We start from the raw sequence: 24,442 nt of genomic DNA, 5'->3' as shown, positions 1-24,442 counted from the left end.
CGGAGCACGCCATGAATCCACCTGACCAATCCCCAAAGGCCACCGCCGCAGATGCCCCGCCCACACAATTGCTCGACGACATGGTGCGCGCATTCCAGTGGAGCGGACTGGACGCCGGAGCTGATACACATCCGCGCGTCGGCATCATCAGCTCCTACGCGGGGACTGCCGTCTGCTTTCCGCACGTGCCCGACATCGCCCGAATCGTGGCGGACGAGGTCACGGGAAACGGCGGTCTCGGGTTGGTCATTCCCACGAGCGCCCCATGCGACTCCCTGTACTTCGCCAACCGACAAGCGGGGCGGCTCGCCACCTCGCTGGACCGACTGGTCGCGGACATTGAGGACGCCACCCGTGGAGTCGGCATCGACGCCCTGGTATTCCTGCCCTCCTGCGACACCACCGTGCCGGCCCACTTGATCACGGCGGCCCGCCTGAACCTCCCGACCGTATTCCTGCCCTGCGGCTACCAACGGCCCGGACAGTTCGCGGGCCGCCGCATCGATCTGATCGACGTGTATGAAGGCGTGGGCGCCGCCATGGCCGGCCGCATGCCGCGCGAGACGCTCGAAGCCATGGCGGGCGCCTGCGCGACCGGCCCCGGCGTATGTCCGGGGCTGGGGACAGCCACGACCCTGCACATGGCGTGCGAGGCGCTCGGACTCACGCCGCTGGGGCATTCTCCAATCGCCGGAGCAAGCCCCCGCTTGCGGGACCAAGCCAAGGCCATCGCCCGGACCATCCTCGAGGTCAGTCGGCGAAACCTGCGGGCGCGGGACATTCTTTCCGTTCCAGCCCTGACCGACGCCATACGGTTGGTGCTGGCGATCGGTGGTGCCCCCAGCAGCCTGGGCTTCCTGCAACGACTGTCCGACGAGCTGCGGCTGCGCAACCCGGATGGTACGACATTCGATGTGCGCCGCACCGCTGAACACCTCGCAGACTCCACGCGGCAGATCTGCTTCGTCGCACCCTGCGGTCCGGTACCGGTGGACGACCTGGAGCGATCGGGCGGCGCGCGGCAGGTCCTCAAGCGTCTCGCGACCGAGCTGCATGCCGCACGGCCCACCGTGTCGGCCGACACCCTGGGCGAGGCCTTGTCGCACGCGCCGCCGGCCGACGGTCCGGCCTTCGATCCGCCCGGCCACGGTCCCCGCGAGGCCGGGCTCATCATCCTGAGAGGCAGTCTGGCGCCGGGAGGTGGCATCGTGAGGCCGGCCGGAACCGGCACGCAACTCAGGCAGTTCAAGGGCTCCGCCATGGTCCTGGACAATGCCTCGCAGGCCTATGACGCCCTGGCCCGCAAGGCCATCCCCGCCGGATCCGTGCTGGTCGTGCGCGGTGCAGGCCTGGACGATTTCGGCTGTGCGCTGCACGGAGCCGGCTTGAGCGACTCCGTGGCACTGGTCTCGGACGGGGGCCACTCGGGACTGTCCCGCAGCCTGGCGGTCAGCTTCATCCGCCCCGCGGCCGTAGAGGGCGGACCCATCGGCAAGGTTGCCAACGGCGACCAGATCAGCATCGACCTCGATGCGCGGAGCGTGACATGGAACTGAATTTGAAAGGCAAGACAGCCCTCATCACCGGAGGCTCCCGCGGCATCGGCTACGCCATCGCGGAATCCATGGCCGCGGAAGGTTGCCGCGTGCAGATCGTCGGCCGAAACCCGGAAACGCTGGCGAGGGCGCGCACCGCCCTCGCGGAAACAGGGGCCGAGGCTACCACGCACTGCTGCGACCTGAGCGACCCCGACGCCAGCACCGCCTTCCTGGACCGGCTTGATCCGAACATCGATATCCTGGTCAACAATGCCGGCGCCATCCCCAGAGGGCGCTTGACCGAGTTGGGCGACACCCCCTGGCGCGCGAGTTGGGAACTCAAGATGTTCAGCTACATCAACCTGTGCCGTGCCGTCTATTCCCACATGCGCGACCGAAAACGCGGCGTGATCATCAATATCGTTGGTGCCGGAGGCGAGCGCCCCACAGCTGCCTACATCGCGGGATCCACAGCCAATGCCGCCTTGATGGCATTCACACGGGCCCTGGGCGGCGAAAGTGTGGACTACGGCGTCCGTGTGCTGGCAATCAACCCTGGGCTCACGGAAACCGAGAGGATGCGAACGCTGTTGGAGGAAGACTCAAAACGACAACTGGGCTCGACCGACCGCTGGCGTGAGCTGACGAGCTCGCGCCCCTTTGGGCGGGCCGCCCGAGCCGAGGAAATCGCCGCTGTCGCGACCTTCATGGCCTCGGAGCGGGCTTCTTATGTCAGCGGAACCGTCATCACAGTGGACGGCGGCTCGACGACGCGCCATCCGCCAATCTGAAGCGCCGGCGTGGACGGGACGGCCGGCCTCACGATTGGCCGACGGGGTTGACCTCGATGAGGTCGACGCTGGCATGAAGAGGCATTCGCAAAGCGCCCAGGATCGCCGCCGCGATGTCTTGCGGATCGATCGGCTGGAAAGGGCGGCTCTGGTAGGCCTCGCTGACGCGCGGATGCTGCTCGCCCCTGAAGATCTCGGTGCGCACCTGCCCCGGCGCGACCTCGGTCACCTTGATGCCGTGTTCATGGAGCTCGAGACGCAAACCTTGGGAAATCGCCCGCACCGCATGTTTGGTGGCGGCATACCCCAAAGTCAAGGGATAGACCCTGGATGCCAGGATCGAGGAAATATTGATGATGTGGCCGCGCTGTCGCCGGGCCATGCCGCGTGCGACCAACTGCGTCAGGCACAGCACGGCATGTACATTGGTGTGCCACATACCCTCCCAATCTCGCGGATCCGCCTCCAGAAACGGCGCATGCATGAGGCACCCGGCGGCATTGACCAATATATCGACCCCTTCGGCCTGGGCCGCCAAGCGATGCCGGAATTGCTCGTCGTCGATATCGCCCGCAATCGGGATGATCCGTTCGCGCGCACACGGGCTGAGGCCTTCGCCCAGCGCCCGCAGTCGCGGCTCGCGGCGGCCACTTGCATGGACGGTGACCCCCGCATCCGCCAATTGGCGCGCCACCTCGCTGCCAATGCCGGAACTCGCCCCCGTCACCAGGGCACTGCGCCCATCGAGACCGTGGAAACCGCCCGCATCGCCCGGTGCGCCCATGAATGGCTCTCCCATTGTATTTTGCAGTATTGTTCTTAATAATAGCACGCCGTTCCATAAAATATTAAGGAAACATGATGCCGGTACGTATCGCAGCCATCCACGTGACGCAGACCACGCGGCGCTTCCTCAAGCCATTTCGCAACGCTAAGGTCCATATGGAGACGCTGGATTACCTGCGTGTGGACTTGTGCGGCGACGACGGATCCCACGGCCACGCCGAAATGACTGCGATGCCAGGCTATTCGAGTGAAACCATCGCCTCGATGCGCACCGCCATCGAAGTCCATTTCGCACCCGTCCTGCTGCAAATGGAAGCCCTAAAGGAAAATGACATCATCCAGGCACTGCGACAGACCCTGCCCGGAAATCCCTATGCACATTCAGTCGTCGAACTGGCGCTGCTGGACCTGCGCGCCAGGCTGCTGGGCGCGCCGGCCCACGCACTACTGGGAGGCGCCACCCGGAACGAAGTTCCGCTCGGCGCCATCGTCACGCTGGATACCCCGGCGGCCATGGCCGAGGAAGCTCGCTATTGGCATGCGCTCGGCGCCCGGACCCTCCAGGTCAAGGTGGCCTTGGATGCCCAAAGCAGCCTGGCGCGGGTCGATGCGATACACCAGGCCATCGGATCGGACACCGTGATCGCCATCGATGGCAACGGGTCCTTCCAAGTCGTCACCGCCCTGCAAACCATGAAGGTACTCGAGCGGTACAACGTCGGATTTTTTGAACAACCGGTCCCCGCCTGGGACATCCAGGGCATGGCGACCTTGTGTCGCGCGGGCCTGATACCCATCGTCGCCGACGAGAGCCTGTTCACCGCCCATGACGCTTTGCGCATCGTGCAAGAGCGGGCGGCCGACGGATTCAACCTGAAGCTGGCGAAGAGCGGAATCAGGGAGACTCAGCGCATCATGGCGATCGCCGATGCCGCCGGCATCCCATACGGTCTGGGCGCAATGCTGGAAACCCCGTTCGGGTCTCTGGCGGGCATCCATTTTGCGGCCACCCTGCGCCAGCCGCTGTTCCCGGCCGAACTGGTTGGACCCTGGAAGATGCGAGACCCCCGCATTCCGGACGGCTGGCTGTCGCAAGACGACTTCGCCTGGAAGGTACCCTCCAGCCCTGGATGGGGCGGCACCCCCGAGGACTGACCCACGGGGGAAAGCCGACGGCTCTTTCTACACGCCCATCATGACGCCGCCATCGATGAGGAAGGAGGAGCCAGTGACCATCTGGGACTCATCTGAGCAGAGATAGACAGCCATCCCGGCGATCTCATCCGGACGGATCATGCGCCCTACGGGTTGATACTCGGAGAACCGGCGGAACGTTTCCTCCTCCTGGCCCGCGTAAGCTGTCTTCAGGTAGTTGTCCACCATGCTCGTATGGACGCGCGCGGGGCAGATGCAGTTCGCCCGGACATTTTGCTTGACGAAATCCAGCGCCACCGAACGTGTCATCATCATCACGGCGGCCTTGGATGAACTGTAGGCGAAACGATCGTGCATCGCGGTCAGCGATGCCAGAGAGGCCATGTTCAATATCACTCCGCCCCCCCTTTCGATCATGCCCGGCAAGAATGCCTGCGTGACGTTGAACACGCCCTCGACGTTCACCCTGTAGACCCGCCGCAGATCCTCGAGGCGAGTCTGCAGGATCGTTCCGACGTGGATGACCCCCGCGTTGTTCACCAGAACGTCGATGTCGAAGCCTGCCGCCGCGCAGGCCGCCAGCGCCGCCCGCACACTGTCGGGCTCCGTCACATCCATCCGTACACCCAGGGCCTCGCCCCTGGCCACCGCCGCCGCAAGAGCCTCCGGCGGCCCGTCAAGCAGATCGGCGGCTACGACGCGAGCCCCCTGCGCCAGAAAGCCTTCGGCAATCGCCAGGCCGATGCCCGACCCGGCACCCGTGACGAGTGCCGTTTTTCCCAACATCCGCATGTTTTCGCTCCTGCTCAGAGTCATGGATTCATAAAACCTCGCGGACGCGATTTCGTAACCGCCCGAGACCAGAAATTTCGAGGACGCATTCGTCGCCGTCCTTGAGATAGATCGGCGGCTGGCGGCTGAACCCGACACCGAACGGCGTTCCCGTGACGATGAGGTCACCCGCTTCCAGAGTGATGGACTGGGAAATGAAGGACACCAGTTGCGCCACCGAGAAAATCATATTGCCGGTATTTGAGGACTGCAGTTCCCGCCCATTGAGGAGCAGACGCATATCCAGAGCCTGCGGATCGGGAATCTCGTCCTTGGTCACCACGTATGGCCCCCAGGGGCAGAACGTGTCAATCGATTTCCCATGATCCCATTGCTGCGCGCCGCGGAACTGCAGGTCGCGCGCTGATACGTCGTGGGCGATGGTATAGCCGGCGACGTAGTCCAGAGCCCGCGCCTCATCGACTCTCGAGGCACGCGCCCCCATGACCACCCCGAGTTCCACCTCATAATCAATCTCGGCGCAAATGCGCCGATCGAAGACGATATCCTCGTCGGGGCCTATCACCGAGTTCGGGAACTTGGCGAACAGCAAGGGGAACTCTGGCACCGGCAGCTTGGCCTCGCGGCAGTGGTCGATGTAGTTCAAGCCAATGCCCACGATCTTTCCAGGACGGAACACGGGCGCCCGCAGCCTAACCTCCCCCAGAGGGAAGGAAACGGAGCCCGGGGCCTGCGCTGTCGCTTGCGCGCGCGCCATCATGTCCGGACCCGCGCGCAGAATGCCCAGCAGGTCGCCATCGCTGTCCGGCAGTCCCGCGGCGGCCAAATCCACGACCCTCTCGCCCATCAGAACGCCGGGCCGTGTTTTTCCTTCTCGTTCGAAAGTCACTAGCTTCATCGGTCAATCTCCTTTTCGTTTCATACTCTTGCTCGGCTCACGCGCCGAGGGTAGCGCCGCCGTCGACGACGAGGTCGTGCATGGTGATGTGCCCAGCCTGCTCAGACAGTAGGAACAGCACGGCATTGGCCACGTCCTCGACTTGGGCATTCTTGCCCAGGGGCGTCCCCACCCGAAAACTTTCCAGGCTCCCCTTGAGCAACAGGTCTCCGATCCCCATGGTCCGCACCATGTCGCGGATCATGTCGGTCTCGGTGGCACCCGGATCGATGCTATTGCAGCGTATGCCGTACGCGGCCAGTTCCAGCCCGAAAACGCGCATCAAATGGCTCACTGCTGCCTTGGAGGCACAATAGGCGCCCTGCTTGACCCGGGGCGCGCGCGCGGCGTTCGAGGATACCGTGACGACTGCCCCGCGCCTGGCCGGAATCATGCGGCGCGCCACAGCCTGGGTCACGAGAAATGTGCCCATTACATTCACAGAGAACGTCGCCGCGAAATCATCCTCGGAGAGCTCGACCAGCGGTCCGAGTCGCTGAATTCCCGCGCAGTTGACCAGCATGTCGATGCGTTCGTCCTCCCCCGCAAAGGCGCCGACGGCAGCATCGACCTCATCCCCGCGGGTAGTGTCCAGCGCGCGGCAAAAGACGTCGCCCGGAAATCCCTCGGCGGCCAGCGACAACGCGGCCTGGTCACGATCAAAAAGGGCGACGTGGGCCCCCGCGCTGCTCAAGGCGCGCGCCACCGCTAGGCCGATACCCCGGGCCGCGCCCGTGACCACCGCCTTCGACCCAGAAAATCCGCTCAATTCCATTCCTGCCCCCTGGGAGTCCATGTCCCGGTAATTGCCGCCTCGACACACTGCCGCGTCGTGCCATAGCATGTTTCGACCTCGCGCGTGCCCGGCGCCGACAGCGCCGCCTTGAGGGAATTGGTCGCCAGGACCGCGCGATGCGAGAACTTTCCGGCACCCAGATCACAACCAAAGCACATGCGATCCGCCGTCACCCGGACTCCCGACGCTTCCAATGCCCGCAGCAGGCCGCCGCGGGCGGCCACCTCGTAATTGCTGCAATTGGTCGTGAGGGTAAACTCGATCCCTGGCTTCACGCGACGCCCCGCGAGCAAGCTCACAACCTCCCGGATGTCCTGAATCGTCGCGTGCGGCGCGCCGATCGTGACCAGGTCCACGGCGCGCACCTCGCCCCGCTCGTACCGCGCCAACTCGGCCGCCAGGTCCGCGGGACCGATTTTCTCTGGACGTACGGATTCGTCAGGCAGCGCCTCCCTCAGCATGGGCGCCTCGGGCGTCACACCGGGGATATGGAATATCGACAGATTTCCGGAAATCGCGAAAGAAGCGGCAAAGCCGAACAAGTGTTCGGAACAGGCGTCGTCCAGACCAGTCACCACGGGGATGCGGTCCCCGGCGCGGCGCGCCAGCAAGGCACCCAACAGCCCGTAGTCCGACGCCTCCCGCAGAGGCGCATCGACCTCGAACCAGGCCCCCGCGAGGCGTTCCGCCGGATCATGCATGCCGTACCGGGGCGTCAAGCCCGTCAAGGCGGAAGCGATCGCGGTGGCGCCCTCACGGTTGGAACGCGCGCCCAACACCGCATTCAGGTAGGCGGTCGTAGCCGACTCGCTCCAGGCCACATGCTGGCCGAACGACGGTGCAATCCCCTGACTGAACGGATTGCAGGAACAGCTCGGCACAGCGCCCATGGCCTGGCAGGCCTCCAGCATTCTGCTCTGGTGTCCATCGACCTCCGCCACGGTCCCTGCCGAACGGTCGTAGGAGATCGCGTTGATACTGGTGGGCACCACGAATCGCCCACCCTGCTCGGCCAGCGACACCACCCAGTCGGCGCCCGGCCGGCCCATGGCGAACGCATCCAGGACGATGTGGGCGCTCGCCACTGGAATCAAGGCATCCGCCCCCATGGCGCCGCCGACGGCCGCGAGCATCGCCATCGCTTGCTTGCTGGCCGCATCTCCATGTCCATCCAAGAGGCGCCGCTGTTCAGTGGTCAGCCTCATGCGTCCGCCCTATGCCACTCGACCGCGCCCGTGTACCCATCGACGCGCACCCAATCCCCTGTCCTCAGGACTCGCAAGGGGTCCTGATCGCAACGGTGTACGAGCGGAATGCCGGCCAACACGGCGCCGGCGGCGGCCAGCGCATCGGAACGCGTATTGATCAGCGCAATCGGCCCCACGCCGAGCGCCGCCATCTGCTGCAGGCTGTAGGAGCTCGCCGTACTGCCCTTGCACCCGGGGAAGACGAGGATCCTCCCCGCAATGCACTGCCGCTCGAGCTCGTGCCCTCGCTCGATGATCACCCCGGTCCGCTCATCGACACCCAGGTTGAACGCGATGCGCTCGCAGGTCACCAACGCGGGTCCCTCCGCAACGCCCGGGGTCACCGGCATGCCCTTGAACACGGCCGTGTCGTTTCGCATCATTTCGCTTTCTTTGCTGCTGTCTTGCGCACCGCGCGGGCGCGCGGCGCCGCCTTGGGCAATGTCGTGACCTCGATGCCGATCACCGGGGCCCGGGCCCTATGCTGTCGATAGCCCAATTCGGCGGACACCTTTTCGGCGCTCTCGATCACCTTCGGACCCAGAAGCTGGAGCTTCGGCAGGCCAAGGCGACTGGCCGGACCCGAGATGCCAATCGCTGCGATCACCTCGCCCCTGTCATTGCGGATTGGCGAAGCGACTCCGCACACCGATTCGCGCCATTCACCGCGATTGATGGCATATCCCCGCTGCCGGATGTCCTCGAGCTCGTCCAGCAGGCTCTGGCGGTCAGCGATCGTCATTTCCGAGTGTTTCGGCAGCGTCTTGGGCAGGGACTCGGGCAACCCCTTTTGATACGCGAGCAGTACTTTGCCGGTCGCCACGGCGTACGCCGGCGCCCGCCCACCGATCCGGGAATAGGCCCGCACTGGCTGGTTGCTCTCGACCTTGTCCACATATACGACATCCAGCCGGTCGAGAATCGACAGATGGACTGTTTCCATCGTGTCCTCGGAGAGCTGTTCCATCACCGGCCGTGCCAGGAACTTGAAATCCAGGCGTTCGATCAGCGCGCAACCCAGTTCCCAGGTCTTGAGCGTCGGAGAATAGCGGCCATCCTCCAGAGCGCGAACATACCCCATGGTCGCGAGAGTCGAGAGCACCCGGTGCGCGTTGCTCTTGCCCATCCCCAACGTGATGGCCATCTCGGTGACGCCAGTCGGCGAATCACGCAGACACATCCATTCCAATGCCCGGAGCGCTTTGATCGAAGTCGAGTCCATTTCAAGGCCACACCATAGGAGTTAAAGACAAAATCATTATTCCATACGCCCCTGTTCAAGCCACATGGCAGGACACACTGTGCCCCGGCCCGGCGGCCCGCAGCTCCGGGCCCTGGACGCGGCAAAGGTCCATCGCCAATGGGCAGCGCGTATGAAACCGGCACCCCTGCGGAGGGCTCATGGGACTGGGCGGCTCGCCGCGCAGCTCCACTGGCGGCTCGCCCGGATCCGACCGCAGGCGGCGGCCCGGCGCAGCGGCAAACAGTGCTTTCGTGTAGGGATGACGGGGCGCGCGCACAATGTCCGCCTTTGATCCGATCTCGACGATCCGGCCCAGATACATCACCGCGATGCGGTCGGCTAGATGCGCCACGACCCCCAGGTCGTGGGAAATGAACAGCAGCGACAAAGCATCGGAGGCGCGCAGGGACTTCAGCAGGTTCACGATCTGCGCCTGCACCGATACATCCAGCGCCGACACCGCTTCGTCGCACACCAACAGCTCTGGCCTCAGCGCAATCGCCCGGGCGATGCTGATCCTCTGACGCTGTCCGCCGCTGAACTCGTGCGGATACCGGCTTGCATGCTCAGGGCGTAGACCCACTTTCAACAATAGCTCGCGAACCCACTGCTGGCGCTCGGCCGACGTGCCCATGCCGTACACGGCGAAAGGCTCCGTCAGCAGCGCCTGCACCTTGGTCCTGGGATTCAGGGACCCGAATGGGTCCTGAAAGACCATCTGGGCGCGCCGCCGATAGGGGCGCAGGCGTCGCCGGCTCAGACCTGCCAGCTCGACCCCGTCGAGCTGGATACTGCCCGCGTCGGCGATCTCGAGGCCAAGCAAGGTACGCCCCAACGTCGACTTGCCGCAACCAGACTCGCCGACAAGCCCCAGGGTTTCCCCTCTGCCGATCTCCAGTGAAACGCCATCCACCGCCCTCACGGTGCCCGCGGCCGTATGATGATGCTTCACCAAGTCGTGGACCGCAAGCAGCATCCCGCCTGGCGGCCGCGCGGCGGATGAGATCGGGCTCATGGACATCCTCCTTCCGATCCCAATGGGAAATGACAGGCCGCCAGGTGATCCCCGACTCCGGGTACGGCAACCACCGCCGGCACGGCCTCGCGGCAGAGTGCGGCGGCATGCGGACAGCGCTCGGCGAAGGCACAGCCGCGCGGCAAGTCGCTCAAGGGGGGAACCGTCCCCGCAATCTCGAGCAGCGGCCGATCCGACAGCGCATCCTCGATGCGAGGGCGACACGCCAGCAAGGCCTGTGTATAGGGATGCGCGGGCCGCGACAGCACATCCTCGGCAATGCCCTCCTCCACCTTACGCCCGGCATACATCACCACGATCCGATCGGCATAGTCGGCGACCACGCCCAGATCGTGCGTGATCAGCAAGAGGGCCATCCCCAGAGTCCCGCTCAGGTCGCTGAGCACCCGCAACACCTGGGCCTGAATCGTCACGTCCAGCGCGGTAGTCGGCTCGTCGGCGATCAACAGCCCAGGCTGGCAGGCCAAGGCCATTGCGATCATGACGCGCTGCTTCATCCCTCCAGAGAGCTGATGCGGATATTCGTGGATACGATGTTCGGCAGCGGGGATGCCGACCATGCGGAACCGCTCGACGACGCAGGCCATCGCCTGCTCCTGCGATACCCCCTCCTCGTGTTCGAGGATGACCTCGGCCACCTGCTGGCCAACCGGCATCAAAGGATTCAGACTCGTTGAGGGCTCCTGGAAGATCATGCCGATGTCCCGGCCACGGACCCGGCGCAGCGCCGGTTCGTCCAGTGCCAGGAAATTCTGCTCCCCCATCCAGACCTCACCGGCCACGATCCGGCCTGGTGGCTGCACCAGGCCCATGATGGAATATGCCAACATGCTTTTCCCGGACCCGGATTCACCAACGACCGCCAGCGTTTCTCCGTGCCGCATGGAAAAACTTACCTGATCGACCGCAACGACCGGATGCGCGCCGGCGCCAAAGTGCGTCGTCAAGTCGCGCACCTCGAGCACGTTTCCTTGCGGAAAACCGGTGGGTGCCATCATCTCAAGCCCCCGCCCGGACGCGCGCACCCGGATTCAAAACGTCGTTCAAGCCGTCACCCAGCAGATTGATCGCCAGGACCGTCAGCATGATCGCGAACCCCGGCATGGCGGCCACCCACCATGCGGTGCGGATGACAGAGCGCCCCAGGCCGATCATCATGCCCCAACTCATGACATTGGGATCGCCCAAGCCCAGGAAAGAGAGCGCGGATTCGAACAGGATCGCAGTCGCCACGGCCACCGAGGCCGCCACCACGATCGAGGGCATTGCGTTGGGCAGGATCTGGCGAAACAGAATCCGCATATCGCCCATCCCCAGGGAGATGCAACCCTGCACGTACTCTCGATTCTTGAGGCTGAAGACCTCGCCCCGCACCAGGCGGGCCAGCGGCGCCCAGGACACAATCACGATTGCCGCGATCAGAGTGTAGATGGAGGGCTGCAGCACGGCGACCACTACGATCGCAAACAGAAACGAGGGGATCGTCTGGAAGAGCTCGGTGACCCGCATCAGGATCATGTCGATCCGACCGCCGTAATAGCCGGAGAGCCCGCCGACCAGGACGCCGATGGCTGTGGCGCACAAGGCCGTAATGAACCCCAGAGCCAGTGAAACCCTGGCCCCGTGTACGACAGCCGCCGCGATGTCGCGCCCCAAGGCATCCGTACCCATCAGGAAACCTTCCGACAGAGGCGGCAGGAAGGGCGTCCCGACCATGTCGAAAGGGCTGCCGGGGAACAGGACACCGGCGGCCAGCGACATCGCGCCGACCCCCGCCAGCAGCACCGCGCCCAGGATCAGCGGCGGATGGCGCAGCATCTCGAGACCAGCTTCCCGCAAGGACCCGCTCATCGCAGCACCACCCGGGGATCGACCAGGGTATAGGCCACATCCACCACGATGTTGGTCAGCACGACCAGGATGCAGGTCAGGAACAGGATACCGAGCAGCAGGTTCAGATCGCGCGCGAAAAGCGATTCGAATGCCAGCAGCCCCAAGCCCGGCCAGCCGAACACCGATTCGATCACCACCGAGCCCCCCAACATCCCGCTGACCTGCACCCCAGCCATCGTCAAGACCGGCAGCAAGGCGTTCCTGAGGACGTGGCGCAGCATGATCTTTCTTGGCGGCAGGCCCTTGGCGCGCGCCGTCACCACATAAGCGAGCTTCAGGTTTTCAAGAACAGCCGCCCTCATCAGGCGGGCATAGAGCGCCGTGTAGAACAACGAGAGCGTCAACACTGGCAATACCGCGTGGTGAGCCACATCGAGGGCATACCGCCAGCCCGTGTAATCGGAACCGACCCGGGCGATCCCGCTGGTCGGGAACCAACCGAGCTTGATGGCGAACACCACGATGAACATCAGTCCGACCCAGAACAGCGGCGAAGCATACGAGACCACGGTGGCCACCATGATGGCGACCGCGGAGGCCGTCCCGCGCCGCACCGCCGCAATCAAGCCACCGACGGACCCCAGGACCACCGACACGCCAAAGGCACCGATCATCAGGATCATGGTGGCCGACAGGCGCCCCAGGATCAACTCCAGATTCGTGCTGCCATAACGGTATGAATAGCCCAGGTCGAAGCTCAGCGTGGCGCCAAGATAGGCAAAATATTGCTCCAGCAAGGACCGGTCCAACCCGAACTGCACACGCAACTGCTCGCGGATGGCCTCGGTGGCAGCGCCGGCCTCCCCCATCAGCACGTCGACCGGGTCGCCCGGGGCTAGGTGCAGGAAAAAGAAATTACAGCTCACGATGACGATGATCGTGGGGATGGCCTGCAGCAGACGCGCACGCACGTAGGCCCAGCGCTGAGCTGAGGGTCGGTGCGCCCGGCCCGCCTCAGGGGCGGGATCGGCCAGGCGCCGCCGCGAAGGCAAGCGGATCATTTTTCCAGGCTCGCTTCGTACAAGCCGCCGCGCATGCCCAGCGGGCTGGTGATCAATCCCTTGACCTGTTTACTCTGCAGGGAAACCATATGCAGCTCCAACAGCCAGATCAGGGGGCTATCCTCTGTCAGCTTGCGCTGGATCTGATGGAAGGCCTCGTTTCGTTTGGCTGCATCCTGCTCGACGGCGACGCGCTCCCAGAGCCCGTCGATTTCCGGATCGCTGTAGCGGGTCGCATTATTGAAGGGAATGCCGGACTTGATCGTCCTGCTCACATACAGTCGCTGGGCCCCAAGGGTCGGGTCGCCCATGCCCACGAACCAGCCCGAGGTGAAATCATAGTCATAATCCGTATAGATGCGCCGCACCCATGCGCCCCAGTCCTCGTTGCGCAACGTCACCTTGATCCCGATCTTGCCCAGGGCCTGGCGCAGATATTCGCCCAGACGGCGGTAGTCCTCGCCATAGGGCGAGACGTCGTGGACTAGAGAAAAGCGCACGCCGCCTTCCTTTTCGGGAAATCCTGCCTCGTCCAGCAGGCGCTTGGCGCGCTCGATCCGGTCGGCAACGTCGTAGCGCACGATCCCGGAGTCCGTGAATATCCCAGAACTGGCGTAGACCGAAGAGATCGGCCCGACCGCCGGCTTGCCGAAGCCGAACCAGATATTGTCCGCGATGAACTTGCGATCGATCGCATAAGCGATGGCCTGGCGCACCTTGCGGTTGTCGAGGGGCGGCCTCTTATTATTGATCTCTAGAGAGAGAATCGGGGCGAGCGCCTCATAGCCGCCCTCCGCGATCTCAAGATCGGGCAAGCTTGCCAGCCGCTTCATCTCGGCGGGGACGATCGAACCGAACGTCGCGACCTGCGCCTCCCCATTTTCCATCACGGCGGAGCGCGTACCAGAGTCGCCGATGAACCGGAAGATCAGCCGGTCCAAGTAGGGGCGGCCCTCGCGCCAGTAGTTCGGATTGCGCACCAAAGTGATCGCGCTGCCCCGGTCCCAGGACTTGAACATGAACGGGCCGGTGCCGACCGGTGCGTTGTTCGCTGGGTTGTTCCGGATGTCGGTACCCTCATACAAGTGCTTGGGCAGGATCGGCGCCTCGGCACTGGACAGGCCCTTCAGCAGGGGAGGATACGGATGCTCCAGGCGAAACACCGCTGTGTGTTCGTCGGGGGTCTCGATAGCGGTGACCGGGCCGAGATTGCCCGGGCCGCGGGCATGATACAGCTTGACCACCTGCAGCAGGGAGAACTGCACATCGGCGCTGGTGAATGGCCGGCCATCATGCCAGGTCACGCCGTGGCGCAGCTTGAATACGACGGTCTTGCCGTCGGGCGAAACCTCCCAGGACTCGGCCAGAGACGGGACCGGCCGCATCTCCATGTCATACTCAAGGAGCCCGTCGTAGACCTTGGTGCCAACCTCGGTGACTGTGACCGCGGAGCTCAAGGCGTTGGTCAGCAGATTGGGCTCGGGCGTCGTCACGACGACCAGGGTCCCTCCCTGGGTCGCGGCCTGCGCACTGGGTGCAAGGCCCACGCTCAGAGAAAGAATGCAGCACAAGCCGGCGGCCAGTGCTGCGCGCGTCCAGCGACGCTGGAAAGATGGGTTCATCTGTCGTCTCCTGTTTATTTGATTGTTCGGCGCCCCTGCGCAAAGGTCACTGCCGGGGCCGCGCAAATCCACCGTCCTGCTTTCGAAACGCTTTCATGCGATCACGGTAGGCTTGCACCCGGCCCTGGAGTTCTCCCCCCGCGGCCGATCGCACCAAAGCCGCCAGGTCGCGATCCCGTTCATCCCGACGCGCCGCCGCACGCAAGGCGGCAAAGGTCCGCCGATCCACGGAGGGTGGGGCCCAGTCCCGGGCATCGAAAGCCGTCACCGTCCGGCTGACCAGGCCACCCGCCACGGCCTCTGAACACTCCACCGCGCAACTCCCGCCGACCCAGGCCAAGGCCCGCTCGACGCCCACCCGCTCGGCCAGCCGGCGGGTGCCCAGCACCAGCCCGAATCCCGCACCCGGGAATCGGAAACGGGTCCCTTCCAAGGCCAGACGCAGATCGCAGGCCACGAACAGATCGGCCCCGGCTCCCACGACCTGACCGTGTCCCAACGCCACAGTGCGCAGCGGCGCATGCCATAGATCGGACAGCAACAGCTCGATCCTCACAAAGCGGTCCAACAAATCGCCATCGCTGGCTTCGTCCAGATCGGATAGATCGAAGCCCGTGCAGAAATTCCGGCCTTCACCCCGCAGAACCAGGGTATGAATGGCCGGGTCCGAGACTGCACACTTCAAGCCATCGGACACGGCCGCCACCAGATCCGGCGACAGGGCATTGCCCTTATCAGGACGGTCTAGCGTCAGCGTTACGACGCCTGCATGCGCGGCATACACGACTTATACCCCCCCTTGGCAGCCCGGTCCGGGCTTGGAGCAGTCCCAAAGGTTCGGCACCACATCGGCGGCATACCCCGAGATGAACGATCGAGCCTCCCCTGTGTCGGGATCGAACACATGGCGGCTCACGGCGCCAATATTGGCGCCATAGACATGGATGCTGATCGAGGCGGCACCCTCGACAGCATTCGCCACGCGATGGATGTCGCCGATTGTCGGGCTGACGGTATCGATCTCTCCGGCCCGCAAGATCGTCGTGCCCAGGGGGGACAGTACACTCTCCGCTCGCGCATATCGCGTACTCGACTCCGCACCGCGAAGGACTCCGATCACTCCCCAGACCGTGTGGTCGTGAACCGGCGTGTGCTGGCCGGGGCCCCAGACAAAACTGACCACGGAAAACCGCTCGAGAGGGTCGGCATGGAGCAGGTACTGCTGATAATGGTCGGGATGAGGGCGGGTGCAGAATTCCGGGAGCCAGGCCTCGGTCCGGATCAGCGGCCCCATCAGGCGGCTGCACTCAGCGAGCAGTTCCGCCTCGTCGGAGGTTTCCTGCACCAGCCTTGTCATGTCCGATACGAAAGTGCGCAAGGGCGCAATCGATTTCGACGTCATGTGTTTCCTCCATGTGCCCCGCCGCACCGCTCGTCCAGGTCCGATCTGCTGGCCTCGCGCAAGGCGTCGGTGTGTTCGCCCAGGACGGGCACCTCGGTCCGGACTTCGACAGCGCGGCCATTCACACGGATCGGGCATCCCACCGTCGAAGTTGCAATGTCGTTAGGCAGCACCATAGGCCGCACCAATTCCAAGTGCTCGGCCTGACGGTCGCCCAACGCCTCGGCATATCCGTTGATGGCCGACGACGGGACCCCGGCCTGCTCGAACTTGGACAGCCACGCCTCGACGGAATCACGCGTGAACTGCTCGCTCAGGATTCCGGTCAGCGCCACCTGGTTGAGGGCCCGCAGCGAAGGGCTCGCGAACGTCGGATCTTCGACCAGGTCCATGCGCTCGACCACTTGGCAAACCGCGCGCCACAAACGATCATTGCCCGCCGCGATCACGAACCAGCCATCGCTGGCGCGATACGCCTGATAGGGGGAATTCCTCGGGTGCGCGGACCCCAGCCGGGCGGGGTTGCGCCCGGTCCCGAAATATTCGCTGGTCTGCAGGGCAGCGATGGCCAGCGTGGTGGAAAACATCGGCACATCGAGGTGCGCGCCCTGCCCGCCCGCCCGGACCTGCGCCACGATGGAGGCGATCGCATACGCGGCATACAGGCCCGCTGTGAAATCGGAGACCGGCACGCCGCACTTGACCGGGTCGGCACCCGCCTCGCCAGTCACACTCATGATCCCCGCCGCCGCCTGGACCGTCAGATCGAAGCCCCCCTCGCCCGATCGGGGGCCGGTCTGCCCGTATGCCGAGATGGAGCAATAGACGAGAGTCGGCTTGCGCGCCGAGAACCAGGACCATCCGAGCCCCAGGCGGTCCATCACGCCGGGACGATTGTTTTCTACTAACACATCGGCATCCAGGACCAGGGTACGCGCCAATTCCAGGCCTTCCGGACGCTTCAGATCCAGGACCGCTGACTGCTTGCCTCGATTGAGCGATGCGAAATTTTCCGAGAAACCACCAGTCAAAGGAGGCCACTGCCTCAGGCCATCGCCCGACGGGGGCTCGATCTTGATGACCTCCGCACCGAAGTCCGCCAACAGCATTCCGCAGAATGGTCCTGCCGCGATCTGACAGAATTCGACGACCCGAAGACCTTTCAGCGGCAGATCCGGCCGGGGACCATCGGTGGACGGAGCGCCATGAGAACCAGCAATTGTCTTCATATAGTTCTATTATTTAGAATAACGTTCTAATGATTTAAAAGTCTACGAGAGGGGCTGTGCTTCGTCAATAGGGACTCGGACCGCGGCGATATCCCCGGTGCGCGAATCATCGTGCAGATGGCAGGCGGACCAATGATCCGGATGGAGTTCCCTGAGCACGGGCTCCTCCCGGGCGCACCGCGCATGAGCATGCACGCACCGTGTGCGGAACCTGCACCCACTGGGTGGCGCACTCGCGCTGGGGATGTCCCCCGACAGGATCACGCGATTCCTCGAAGCACCCGGATCGGGCGCCGGCACGGCGGACAGCAGGGCCTGGGTGTACGGGTGGGCGGCACCGCCAAAGATGGCTTTCCTCGGGCCGACCTCCATTACCCTCCCCAGATACATGACCGCCACCCGCTGGCTGATGTTCTCAACAACAGCTAGGTCGTGCGCAATAAATAGGAGCGACACGCCGCGCTCCTCTTGCAAATCCCTCAGCAAATTCACGATCTGGGCCTGCACCGAAACATCGAGTGCCGAAACCGGCTCGTCGCATATGATCAGGCTGGGCTCGGGCGCCAGTGCCCGGGCAATGCCGATACGCTGGCGCTGGCCGCCGGAGAACTCATGCGGATACCGATCCGCATGCGCCTGGCGCAGACCCACCCGATCGATCAAGGCCAATACCCGACGCCGCAGCTCCGGGCCGCGCGCGATGTTGAAATTCCTCAAGGGCTCGCCCACGATCTGCTCGACAGTCATGCGTGGATTCAGGGAGGCGAAGGGATCCTGGAACACGATCTGCAAGGACCGGCGACAACCGCGCCACGCCTTGGGCGAAAGCCGACCCAGTTCGCGCCCCTCGAAGCGGATCGACCCCGCCGTCAGCGGCGCCAGCCCAAGTATCGTCCGGCCGAGCGTGGATTTTCCGCTACCCGACTCACCAACCAGGCCCAGCGTTTCTCTATGATGGATAGCCAATGTGATTCCATCCACAGCATGGATGGCCTGCCTGGGCCCAAACAGGCCCCTCCCGCGCACGGGATAATAGGTCCGCACATCCTCTAAGCTCAGCAAAGGGGGGCCCTCATGCCGTTCATGCGTCATGGTCCGCATACCTTCTCCCATTCAAAGCACGCACTGCGGCTGCCGGCGGCATGCTCCACGAGCGGTGGCTCCTCGCGCCGGCAACGATCCGTGGCGAATACGCAGCGCGGCGCAAACGCACAGCCGGGCGCCCTGTCCGCGCTCAAAGCAGGAATCGAACCCGGCAGCTCGAGCAGCCGGCCAGGAGGATCTTCCCGCAACGACGAACCCAACCTGGGCATGGATGCCAACAGCGCCCGCGTATAGGGATGGCCAGGTCGGCGGAAAATCGCCTCGACCGTAGATTCCTCGACGATGCGCCCCGCATACATCACCAGCACGCGATTCGCCATCTCCGCAACCACGCCAAGGTCGTGCGTGATCAGCAGGACCGTCGTGTCGTTCGCCTCGACCAGTTCCCGCATGAGGTCCAGGATCTGCGCCTGTATCGTGACATCTAGCGCGGTCGTTGGCTCGTCGGCGATCAGCAGTTTGGGCCTGCAGGCCAGGGCCATTGCGATCATGACCCGCTGTCGCATGCCGCCAGACAGCTCGTGCGGGTACTGATCCACACGGCGCGCCGCCTCAGACAGGCGCACCATGTCGAGCAACTCCACCGCGCGACGCCTGGCCTCGCGCCCGCGCAGCCCCTGGTGCAGTCGCAACGACTCGCCCAACTGGCGGCCGATGGTGTGCACCGGGTTGAGCGCAGTCATCGGTTCCTGGAAAATCATGGAGATCTCATTGCCCCGCAGGCGCCGCATGCCGCGCTCGCCGAGATCCAGAAGATTGCGGCCCGCAAAGCGCACGCTACCCGCCACGACCCTGCCGATCTCCGGAGGGATCAGGCGCAGAATCGACAACGCGGTAACGCTCTTGCCGCTGCCCGACTCCCCGACGATGGCCAGGGTTTCGCCGGCCCGCATCTCGAAGGACACCCCGTCGACAGCGGGCAACGCCGCCTTTCCGGAAAAGAAACAGGTCCTCAGGCCCTGCACGCTCAATAGAACAGGCGTCCCGCCGCCAGCCGGAGACGGTGCGATGTGTTGGCCCTGCATGGACGATGCCGTTGTCATGCGCGCATGTGCACTCATAAGCGCCTCGAGAGTCGCGGGTCGAGCGTATCGCGCAGTCCATCGCCCACGAGGTTGACCGCCAGCACAGCCGACGCGAGCAGGAGTCCGGGAAAGAGGATAATGTGGTAAGCCGCCTGGAACAGGCTGCGGCCCTCGGCCATCATGTTCCCCCAACTGGGGACCTCGGGCGGCGTGCCCGCGCCGATGAAGCTCAGGATCGCCTCGGTGATCATGGCAGAGGCGCAAATATAGGTACCCTGCACCAGAAGGGGAGCCATCGCATTCGGCAGGATATGACGCGCCAGCACACGCACGAACGTCGCCCCTGAGGTGACTGCCGCCTCCACGAATAGCTGCTCCCGCAGCGATAGGGTGACGCTGCGCACCAGGCGCACGACCCGTGGAATCTGGGTGATGGTGATGGCGAGGATGACGTTCTGGATATCGGCCCGGGTCAAAGCCATCAGGCAGATCGCAAGAAGGATGTCGGGAATGGCCATCAGCGCGTCCATGACCCGTGTCACGACCGCATCGATGGCGCGGCTGTATCCAGCGGCCAAGCCGATGACAGAGCCGATCACCATGCTCAGAAACGCGACCGCGCCGCCCACGATCAATGAGATCCTCGCGCCGTACATACAGCGGCTATAGACGTCCCTGCCATACATGTCGGTGCCGAACCAATAGCTCGCGGAAGGCGGCCGCAAGCGCCGCGCCGGGGAAATCGCCTGGGGATCCACGGTACCCAGCCAGGGCGCACACACGGCGACCAACACCATGGCGGCCAACAACAGAGCGCCGACCGCGGCAAGTGGCTGCCTAGCGAAGAAGTCCATGGACCGGGCGGCGATGGATCGATGCTCCCGGATGCCGGGCCCGGGCTCCAATGCCGCTTCCATAGTATGTGCCATATCAATACCTGATGCGTGGGTCGATGATGGTGTAGCTGATGTCAATGAGCAGATTGATCAACACGTAGGCGGCGGAAAACATCAAGGTCACTCCCTGGATGATGGGATAGTCGCGCCGCAGCACGGCATCGACGGTCAGGCGCCCGATGCCGGGAATCGCAAAGACCGTTTCCGTCACGACCGCGCCGCTGATCAGCAGACCCAGCCCCGTTCCTACCACGGTCACAATGGGCACCGAGGCGTTGCGCAGGGCGTGGCTCCACAGCATCCGCAGTGTGGACACGCCCTTGGCCCGGGCGGTCCGAATATAGTCCTGACCCAGGACCTCCAACATGCTGGCGCGCGTGATGCGTGCAATCAGCGACGCATAAATCAGGCCGAGCGCCAGGCTGGGAAGGCAGATGTGCCTGAGAAAAGGCACGACACCCTCGCGGATGCTGACATAGCCATACACAGGCAGCCATTCGTTCTTTACCGAAAAACCCAGCAAAAGCAGGTAGGCCAGCACGAACGACGGCAGGGAGAACCCCAGCACCGACAGCACCATCAGCAGACGGTCGATCCAGCCGCCCGGGCGATGAGCAGCAATTACCCCCGCCGGGATCGCGATCGCCAGGGCCACAATCGTGGTCATCACCAATAGGGCGATGGTGGGCTCGAGCCGCTGCAGGATCAGTTCCGAAACCGGCAAGCCGGTAAAGATCGACCGGCCCAGGTCCCCCTGAGCCACCCCGGAAACCCACAACCCGAACCTCGACAGGAACGGCTCGTTCAAGCCGAGGTTCTCGCGGATCGCGGCGATGTCCTTGGGGGTGGCCAGATCACCCCCGATGATCAAGGCAGGGTCTCCGGGTGCCAAATACAACAGCGAGAACACCAGGAGGGCCAATACCCCCATGACGGGCAGCGATCCAGCCAGACGGCGCAAGACATACGAAAACATGGGTTCGATCCGCCAACGAGCCTAGCGCTTTTCCACCGCCCACATGAACACCTCGGGCGCCTCGATCACACCGTGCAGGTTGCTGCGATACGCCGTGGGGATCATGAACTGCCCCAAGGGCACATAAGGAACGCTCTTGAAAGCCTCGATCTGGATATCGGTCGCCAGCGCCTGCTGGACCGCGGGTTCGGCCACCAGCCATTGGTTCTTCATCGCCTCGAGCTTCGGATCCACCGGCCAGCCCACCCACGACTTGGCACCATTGCTGCTAAGCGGAATATTGAGCGCTGGATTCAGCATGTCAGCCGCGCTGAAATAGGTGAAGAACACGTTCCACCCGCCATCGGCAGGGGCCGCATGGGAGGCGCGGCGCTGCTGCATAGTGCCCCAATCCATGGATTGCAGGTCAACATTCAGCCCCAGCTTGCGGAACAGATCGGCCGTGACCAACGCCGACGCGTTGGACAAGGTCATGTCGGTCGCCGACATGATGACGATCTTCTCTCCCTTGTACGAGGACTCCTTGATGAGCGCCTTCGCCTTGACCAAGTCGCGCGGCCCCATCAGGGCCTCGGCCCCAGCCGTCGTCGACAACGGTGTCTTGCAGGTGTAGAACGAGTAGCAGGCCTGCCAGTATTTCTGGTCCTCACCCGCGATCGCCGTCATGTAATCGCTTTGGTTCATGCCCCACAGCACCGCTTGGCGCAGCTTTTCGTCATTGAACGGCGGCTGTTCGTGATTGAAGCGCATGATGACCCAGCTCCCGAAGGGATCGATGACCCGGATGTTCACATCCTCGACCCGCTCCAGTTGGGGCACCAAGTCCTGCGGCACCTTGGCCACCCAGTCCACGGACCCAGAACGCAACGCGTTCGTCGCCGTCTGCATGTCCGGGATATAGATCCACTCGACACGGTCCACCTTGGCAACCTTGCCGCCCGCCCCCCAATTGACCGGCTCATTGCGGGGAACGTAATCGGGATTCTTTTCGAACACCGCCTTGGATCCAGGGACCCATTCCGACTTGACGAAGCGGAACGGGCCTGAACCGATCGACTCCACCACCTGGGTGTTTGGATCGGTCTTGGCGATGCGTTCCGGCATAACGAACAAGGCACCCGCGGCCAGCTTGGCGAAAGCGTCAAGCATCAACGGAAACGGCGATTTCAGATCGATGCTGAACGTCTTGTCGTCGACGACCTTCATCTCGTCGATGGCCTCGGCCAGGGACTGGCCCAGAATATCGCGCTTCATCCAGCGCTCGATGGACGCCACGCAATCCGCGGAATGCACCGGCTTGCCGTCGTGCCACTTCAGACCGTCACGCAAGGTGAAGCGGTAGTGCAGCTTGTCCGGGCTCACCGTCCACTGATCCACCATTTGCGGCTGCGGCCGAAACTGATCATCCAGAGCGAAAAGCTGGTCATACACCATATACGCATAGCTGCGGGTGACCCCGGACGTCGTCCAGATCGGATCGAGGCTGCGCAAATCGCCCTCGGGCACAAACTTGAGCGTGGTGCCTGCGGCATGCGCGACGGGAACCGCCGCTATCGAAGCCACGACGAGCGCCAAGGCCGTCAGGCCGCCATTGAGAAATCCTGGGAATCTTTTCATGATTTATCGCCAAGTGATTGGTGGATGAAAACTACGGGACAGCTGGCCAGTCACTCAGGACGCCCAGCCTTCAGACTTCATGGAAACACTCGCGCGCTCGATCAAATGCGCTCTCAGCATGGAAATATCGGGTTGCCAGCCAAAACCGGGATCGTCGCCGGCGCGCATCGAGGAAGGCCCTGACAGGCGCATCTCCGGTTCGCAGATATCGGTCGCGTAAAAGGTGCCGTGGGGAAAGATATCCGAGCCGTACTGGACATTCGGCAAGGTGGCCAGGGCCAGGGAAACCGCCTGGCCGAGGTTCGACTCCAGCATGCTGCCGATCCAGACGGGCATGCCCGCCTTCTCACACAGCCCATGAATCGCGAGCGCCTCGGTGACGCCGCCGACCCGGCCCGCCTTGATATTGATCCAGCGACACGCGCCGATCTCGATCGCCTTGCGCGCGCGCGCCGCGCTGGTGATGCTCTCGTCCAGGCAGATTCCCACGTCCAGATGCTTTTGCAAGGCGGCGTGATCCACCAGATCATCGAAGGCCAGAGGCTGCTCCAACATCGCCAGATCGAAATGGTCCAGGGCGCGGATCCGCGGCAAATCGTCCAGAGAGAAGGCCCCGTTGCAATCCACATGGATGACAATGTCCGGGAACGCAGCACGCACTGCGGCCAATTGCCGCTCGGGCGCCTCGCGCGTGACCTTCAGCTTGAGGCGTCGGTAGCCCTCGTCGACGGCCTGGCCCACCGCCTCGACGAGGGCATCCGTATCCGCCTGCAGGGGAATGTCCGCGCCGACCATGGCCTCCGGCTCCGAGCCGCCCAGGACCTTCCAGGCCGGCTCGCCGCGGCTGCGGGCATAGGCATCCCACCAGGCGATGTCGATGGCGGCCTTGGCGAAGTAATTGCCCCGGACGCCAGACAGCATCGACTGGATGTCCTGTCCCGATCCAATCGGGCGTCCTGCCAGCAGCGGCCCCAGGCAATCCCGGATCACGCGGAATACACCGGCCGCCCATTCCGGGCTATACGAGGGGCGAGCCTGGGGTGTCACCTCACCCCAGCCCTCGACCCCTCCCCAGCGCAGGCGCAGGAATATCGTCTCGACTATGCGCTCTTCGCCGAGCGCCGATCGAAAGGGTGCCTTCAGTGGCATGCCGATACGGAACACCTCCAACTCCTCGATTCTCATCATCCTGTCTCACTCGCCTCGATTCGATAAACAGCCAGTTTTATTATTGTTCCATTTATTAGAACATCATTCTTATTATTAATGGAATGAATCCTAACAGGGGTTTTTCCGGGAGTCAATGCGCAATTCGAGCGTCCCGGCACGACGGGCGCCGGCACGGTCCACGTCCTC

24 protein-coding genes are annotated in these 24,442 nt (G+C 64.0%); 3 read left to right on the top strand and 21 right to left on the bottom strand.

The window, feature by feature from the left end:
* Window positions 1–11: 11 nt before the first annotated feature.
* Together ABS761_RS15435 and ABS761_RS15430 are read left to right on the top strand one after the other, a co-directional pair.
* The gene (locus ABS761_RS15435; RefSeq protein ID WP_350409240.1) at window positions 12–1,556 is read left to right on the top strand and encodes a dihydroxy-acid dehydratase domain-containing protein; all 1,545 of its coding nucleotides are present in this window, start codon (window positions 12–14) and stop codon (window positions 1,554–1,556) included.
* The gene (locus tag ABS761_RS15430) at window positions 1,547–2,329 is read left to right on the top strand and encodes a short-chain dehydrogenase/reductase (RefSeq protein ID WP_350409239.1); all 783 of its coding nucleotides are present in this window, start codon (window positions 1,547–1,549) and stop codon (window positions 2,327–2,329) included. The genes ABS761_RS15435 and ABS761_RS15430 overlap by 10 nt, the downstream gene beginning before the upstream one ends.
* Before the next feature lie 28 nt (window positions 2,330–2,357).
* Here the strand turns inward: ABS761_RS15430 and ABS761_RS15425 are convergent, their stop codons facing one another.
* A complete protein-coding gene (locus ABS761_RS15425) occupies window positions 2,358–3,113 on the bottom strand; it encodes an SDR family oxidoreductase (RefSeq protein WP_350409238.1) in 756 nt (251 codons plus the stop codon).
* 74 nt (window positions 3,114–3,187) lie between these two features.
* Here ABS761_RS15425 and ABS761_RS15420 point away from each other — a divergent pair, with 74 nt between their 5' ends.
* A complete protein-coding gene (locus ABS761_RS15420) occupies window positions 3,188–4,270 on the top strand; it encodes a mandelate racemase/muconate lactonizing enzyme family protein (RefSeq protein ID WP_350409237.1) in 1,083 nt (360 codons plus the stop codon).
* A 27-nt stretch (window positions 4,271–4,297) separates the two neighbouring features.
* Here the strand turns inward: ABS761_RS15420 and ABS761_RS15415 are convergent, their stop codons facing one another.
* From ABS761_RS15415 to menC, 20 genes are all read right to left on the bottom strand, one after another.
* Window positions 4,298–5,062 carry an SDR family NAD(P)-dependent oxidoreductase gene (locus ABS761_RS15415; RefSeq protein ID WP_350409236.1) on the bottom strand — a complete coding sequence of 255 codons (765 nt, stop codon included), beginning with the start codon at window positions 5,060–5,062 and terminating at the stop codon, window positions 4,298–4,300.
* Window positions 5,063–5,090: 28 nt separating this feature from the next.
* Window positions 5,091–5,960: a fumarylacetoacetate hydrolase family protein gene (locus tag ABS761_RS15410; RefSeq protein ID WP_350409235.1), complete on the bottom strand. Its 870-nt coding sequence runs from the start codon at window positions 5,958–5,960 to the stop codon at window positions 5,091–5,093.
* A 37-nt stretch (window positions 5,961–5,997) separates the two neighbouring features.
* Window positions 5,998–6,768, bottom strand: a complete 771-nt coding sequence (locus ABS761_RS15405) for an SDR family oxidoreductase (protein ID WP_350409234.1) — start codon at window positions 6,766–6,768, stop codon at window positions 5,998–6,000.
* Complete coding sequence (locus ABS761_RS15400) at window positions 6,765–8,000, bottom strand: aconitase X (RefSeq protein WP_350409233.1); 1,236 nt, start codon at window positions 7,998–8,000, stop codon at window positions 6,765–6,767. The genes ABS761_RS15405 and ABS761_RS15400 overlap by 4 nt, the downstream gene beginning before the upstream one ends.
* The gene (locus ABS761_RS15395) at window positions 7,997–8,425 is read right to left on the bottom strand and encodes an aconitase X swivel domain-containing protein (protein WP_350409231.1); all 429 of its coding nucleotides are present in this window, start codon (window positions 8,423–8,425) and stop codon (window positions 7,997–7,999) included. The genes ABS761_RS15400 and ABS761_RS15395 overlap by 4 nt, the downstream gene beginning before the upstream one ends.
* Complete coding sequence (locus ABS761_RS15390; RefSeq protein WP_350409230.1) at window positions 8,422–9,264, bottom strand: IclR family transcriptional regulator; 843 nt, start codon at window positions 9,262–9,264, stop codon at window positions 8,422–8,424. The genes ABS761_RS15395 and ABS761_RS15390 overlap by 4 nt, the downstream gene beginning before the upstream one ends.
* 55 nt (window positions 9,265–9,319) lie before the next feature.
* Window positions 9,320–10,300: an ABC transporter ATP-binding protein gene (locus tag ABS761_RS15385; protein ID WP_350409229.1), complete on the bottom strand. Its 981-nt coding sequence runs from the start codon at window positions 10,298–10,300 to the stop codon at window positions 9,320–9,322.
* Window positions 10,297–11,319: an ABC transporter ATP-binding protein gene (locus ABS761_RS15380; protein WP_350409227.1), complete on the bottom strand. Its 1,023-nt coding sequence runs from the start codon at window positions 11,317–11,319 to the stop codon at window positions 10,297–10,299. The genes ABS761_RS15385 and ABS761_RS15380 overlap by 4 nt, the downstream gene beginning before the upstream one ends.
* Before the next feature lies 1 nt (window position 11,320).
* Window positions 11,321–12,160, bottom strand: a complete 840-nt coding sequence (locus ABS761_RS15375; protein ID WP_350409226.1) for an ABC transporter permease — start codon at window positions 12,158–12,160, stop codon at window positions 11,321–11,323.
* An 8-nt stretch (window positions 12,161–12,168) separates the two neighbouring features.
* The gene (locus tag ABS761_RS15370) at window positions 12,169–13,215 is read right to left on the bottom strand and encodes an ABC transporter permease (protein ID WP_350409225.1); all 1,047 of its coding nucleotides are present in this window, start codon (window positions 13,213–13,215) and stop codon (window positions 12,169–12,171) included.
* Window positions 13,212–14,837 (bottom strand): ABC transporter substrate-binding protein, encoded by a 1,626-nt coding sequence (locus ABS761_RS15365; protein WP_350409224.1) that lies wholly within the window; start codon window positions 14,835–14,837, stop codon window positions 13,212–13,214. The genes ABS761_RS15370 and ABS761_RS15365 overlap by 4 nt, the downstream gene beginning before the upstream one ends.
* Window positions 14,838–14,883: 46 nt before the next feature.
* Window positions 14,884–15,621 carry an enoyl-CoA hydratase/isomerase family protein gene (locus ABS761_RS15360; RefSeq protein ID WP_350409223.1) on the bottom strand — a complete coding sequence of 246 codons (738 nt, stop codon included), beginning with the start codon at window positions 15,619–15,621 and terminating at the stop codon, window positions 14,884–14,886.
* 3 nt (window positions 15,622–15,624) lie between these two features.
* Window positions 15,625–16,239 (bottom strand): cysteine dioxygenase family protein, encoded by a 615-nt coding sequence (locus ABS761_RS15355; protein ID WP_350409222.1) that lies wholly within the window; start codon window positions 16,237–16,239, stop codon window positions 15,625–15,627.
* Window positions 16,236–17,468: a CaiB/BaiF CoA transferase family protein gene (locus ABS761_RS15350; RefSeq protein ID WP_350409221.1), complete on the bottom strand. Its 1,233-nt coding sequence runs from the start codon at window positions 17,466–17,468 to the stop codon at window positions 16,236–16,238. The genes ABS761_RS15355 and ABS761_RS15350 overlap by 4 nt, the downstream gene beginning before the upstream one ends.
* Window positions 17,469–17,510: 42 nt before the next feature.
* The gene (locus ABS761_RS15345; RefSeq protein WP_350409219.1) at window positions 17,511–18,434 is read right to left on the bottom strand and encodes an ABC transporter ATP-binding protein; all 924 of its coding nucleotides are present in this window, start codon (window positions 18,432–18,434) and stop codon (window positions 17,511–17,513) included.
* 122 nt (window positions 18,435–18,556) lie between these two features.
* Complete coding sequence (locus tag ABS761_RS15340) at window positions 18,557–19,615, bottom strand: ABC transporter ATP-binding protein (protein WP_502881454.1); 1,059 nt, start codon at window positions 19,613–19,615, stop codon at window positions 18,557–18,559.
* Window positions 19,616–19,629: 14 nt separating this feature from the next.
* On the bottom strand, window positions 19,630–20,451 hold the full coding sequence (locus ABS761_RS15335; RefSeq protein WP_350409270.1) for an ABC transporter permease: 822 nt from the start codon (window positions 20,449–20,451) through the stop codon (window positions 19,630–19,632).
* A 76-nt stretch (window positions 20,452–20,527) separates the two neighbouring features.
* Window positions 20,528–21,469 carry an ABC transporter permease gene (locus ABS761_RS15330; protein WP_350409216.1) on the bottom strand — a complete coding sequence of 314 codons (942 nt, stop codon included), beginning with the start codon at window positions 21,467–21,469 and terminating at the stop codon, window positions 20,528–20,530.
* Between the two features lie 21 nt (window positions 21,470–21,490).
* Window positions 21,491–23,086, bottom strand: a complete 1,596-nt coding sequence (locus ABS761_RS15325) for an ABC transporter substrate-binding protein (protein ID WP_350409215.1) — start codon at window positions 23,084–23,086, stop codon at window positions 21,491–21,493.
* A gap of 54 nt (window positions 23,087–23,140) precedes the next feature.
* Window positions 23,141–24,274, bottom strand: a complete 1,134-nt coding sequence (gene menC / locus ABS761_RS15320; protein ID WP_350409213.1) for an o-succinylbenzoate synthase — start codon at window positions 24,272–24,274, stop codon at window positions 23,141–23,143.
* Window positions 24,275–24,442 lie beyond the last annotated feature (168 nt).

Source organism: Castellaniella sp. GW247-6E4, assembly GCF_040276065.1.
Taxonomy (GTDB): domain Bacteria; phylum Pseudomonadota; class Gammaproteobacteria; order Burkholderiales; family Burkholderiaceae_B; genus Castellaniella.
Note: the sequence above shows the minus strand (reverse complement) of the source record. Positions and strands in the feature narration are given on the sequence as shown.

What these genes read in the sequence shown, in the direction of transcription:
- menC (WP_350409213.1), bottom strand. Translation starts at nt 24,274, where the DNA reads ATGATGAGAATCGAGGAGTTGGAGGTGTTCCGTATCGGCATGCCACTG.
- ABS761_RS15400 (WP_350409233.1), bottom strand. Translation starts at nt 8,000, where the DNA reads ATGAGGCTGACCACTGAACAGCGGCGCCTCTTGGATGGACATGGAGAT.
- ABS761_RS15410 (WP_350409235.1), bottom strand. Translation starts at nt 5,960, where the DNA reads ATGAAGCTAGTGACTTTCGAACGAGAAGGAAAAACACGGCCCGGCGTT.
- ABS761_RS15435 (WP_350409240.1), top strand. Translation starts at nt 12, where the DNA reads ATGAATCCACCTGACCAATCCCCAAAGGCCACCGCCGCAGATGCCCCG.
- ABS761_RS15335 (WP_350409270.1), bottom strand. Translation starts at nt 20,451, where the DNA reads ATGGACTTCTTCGCTAGGCAGCCACTTGCCGCGGTCGGCGCTCTGTTG.
- ABS761_RS15390 (WP_350409230.1), bottom strand. Translation starts at nt 9,264, where the DNA reads ATGGACTCGACTTCGATCAAAGCGCTCCGGGCATTGGAATGGATGTGT.
- ABS761_RS15425 (WP_350409238.1), bottom strand. Translation starts at nt 3,113, where the DNA reads ATGGGCGCACCGGGCGATGCGGGCGGTTTCCACGGTCTCGATGGGCGC.
- ABS761_RS15430 (WP_350409239.1), top strand. Translation starts at nt 1,547, where the DNA reads ATGGAACTGAATTTGAAAGGCAAGACAGCCCTCATCACCGGAGGCTCC.
- ABS761_RS15370 (WP_350409225.1), bottom strand. Translation starts at nt 13,215, where the DNA reads ATGATCCGCTTGCCTTCGCGGCGGCGCCTGGCCGATCCCGCCCCTGAG.
- ABS761_RS15380 (WP_350409227.1), bottom strand. Translation starts at nt 11,319, where the DNA reads ATGATGGCACCCACCGGTTTTCCGCAAGGAAACGTGCTCGAGGTGCGC.
- ABS761_RS15415 (WP_350409236.1), bottom strand. Translation starts at nt 5,062, where the DNA reads ATGCGGATGTTGGGAAAAACGGCACTCGTCACGGGTGCCGGGTCGGGC.
- ABS761_RS15365 (WP_350409224.1), bottom strand. Translation starts at nt 14,837, where the DNA reads ATGAACCCATCTTTCCAGCGTCGCTGGACGCGCGCAGCACTGGCCGCC.
- ABS761_RS15395 (WP_350409231.1), bottom strand. Translation starts at nt 8,425, where the DNA reads ATGATGCGAAACGACACGGCCGTGTTCAAGGGCATGCCGGTGACCCCG.
- ABS761_RS15330 (WP_350409216.1), bottom strand. Translation starts at nt 21,469, where the DNA reads ATGTTTTCGTATGTCTTGCGCCGTCTGGCTGGATCGCTGCCCGTCATG.
- ABS761_RS15355 (WP_350409222.1), bottom strand. Translation starts at nt 16,239, where the DNA reads ATGACGTCGAAATCGATTGCGCCCTTGCGCACTTTCGTATCGGACATG.
- ABS761_RS15325 (WP_350409215.1), bottom strand. Translation starts at nt 23,086, where the DNA reads ATGAAAAGATTCCCAGGATTTCTCAATGGCGGCCTGACGGCCTTGGCG.
- ABS761_RS15350 (WP_350409221.1), bottom strand. Translation starts at nt 17,468, where the DNA reads ATGAAGACAATTGCTGGTTCTCATGGCGCTCCGTCCACCGATGGTCCC.
- ABS761_RS15340 (WP_502881454.1), bottom strand. Translation starts at nt 19,615, where the DNA reads ATGACAACGGCATCGTCCATGCAGGGCCAACACATCGCACCGTCTCCG.
- ABS761_RS15385 (WP_350409229.1), bottom strand. Translation starts at nt 10,300, where the DNA reads ATGAGCCCGATCTCATCCGCCGCGCGGCCGCCAGGCGGGATGCTGCTT.
- ABS761_RS15420 (WP_350409237.1), top strand. Translation starts at nt 3,188, where the DNA reads ATGATGCCGGTACGTATCGCAGCCATCCACGTGACGCAGACCACGCGG.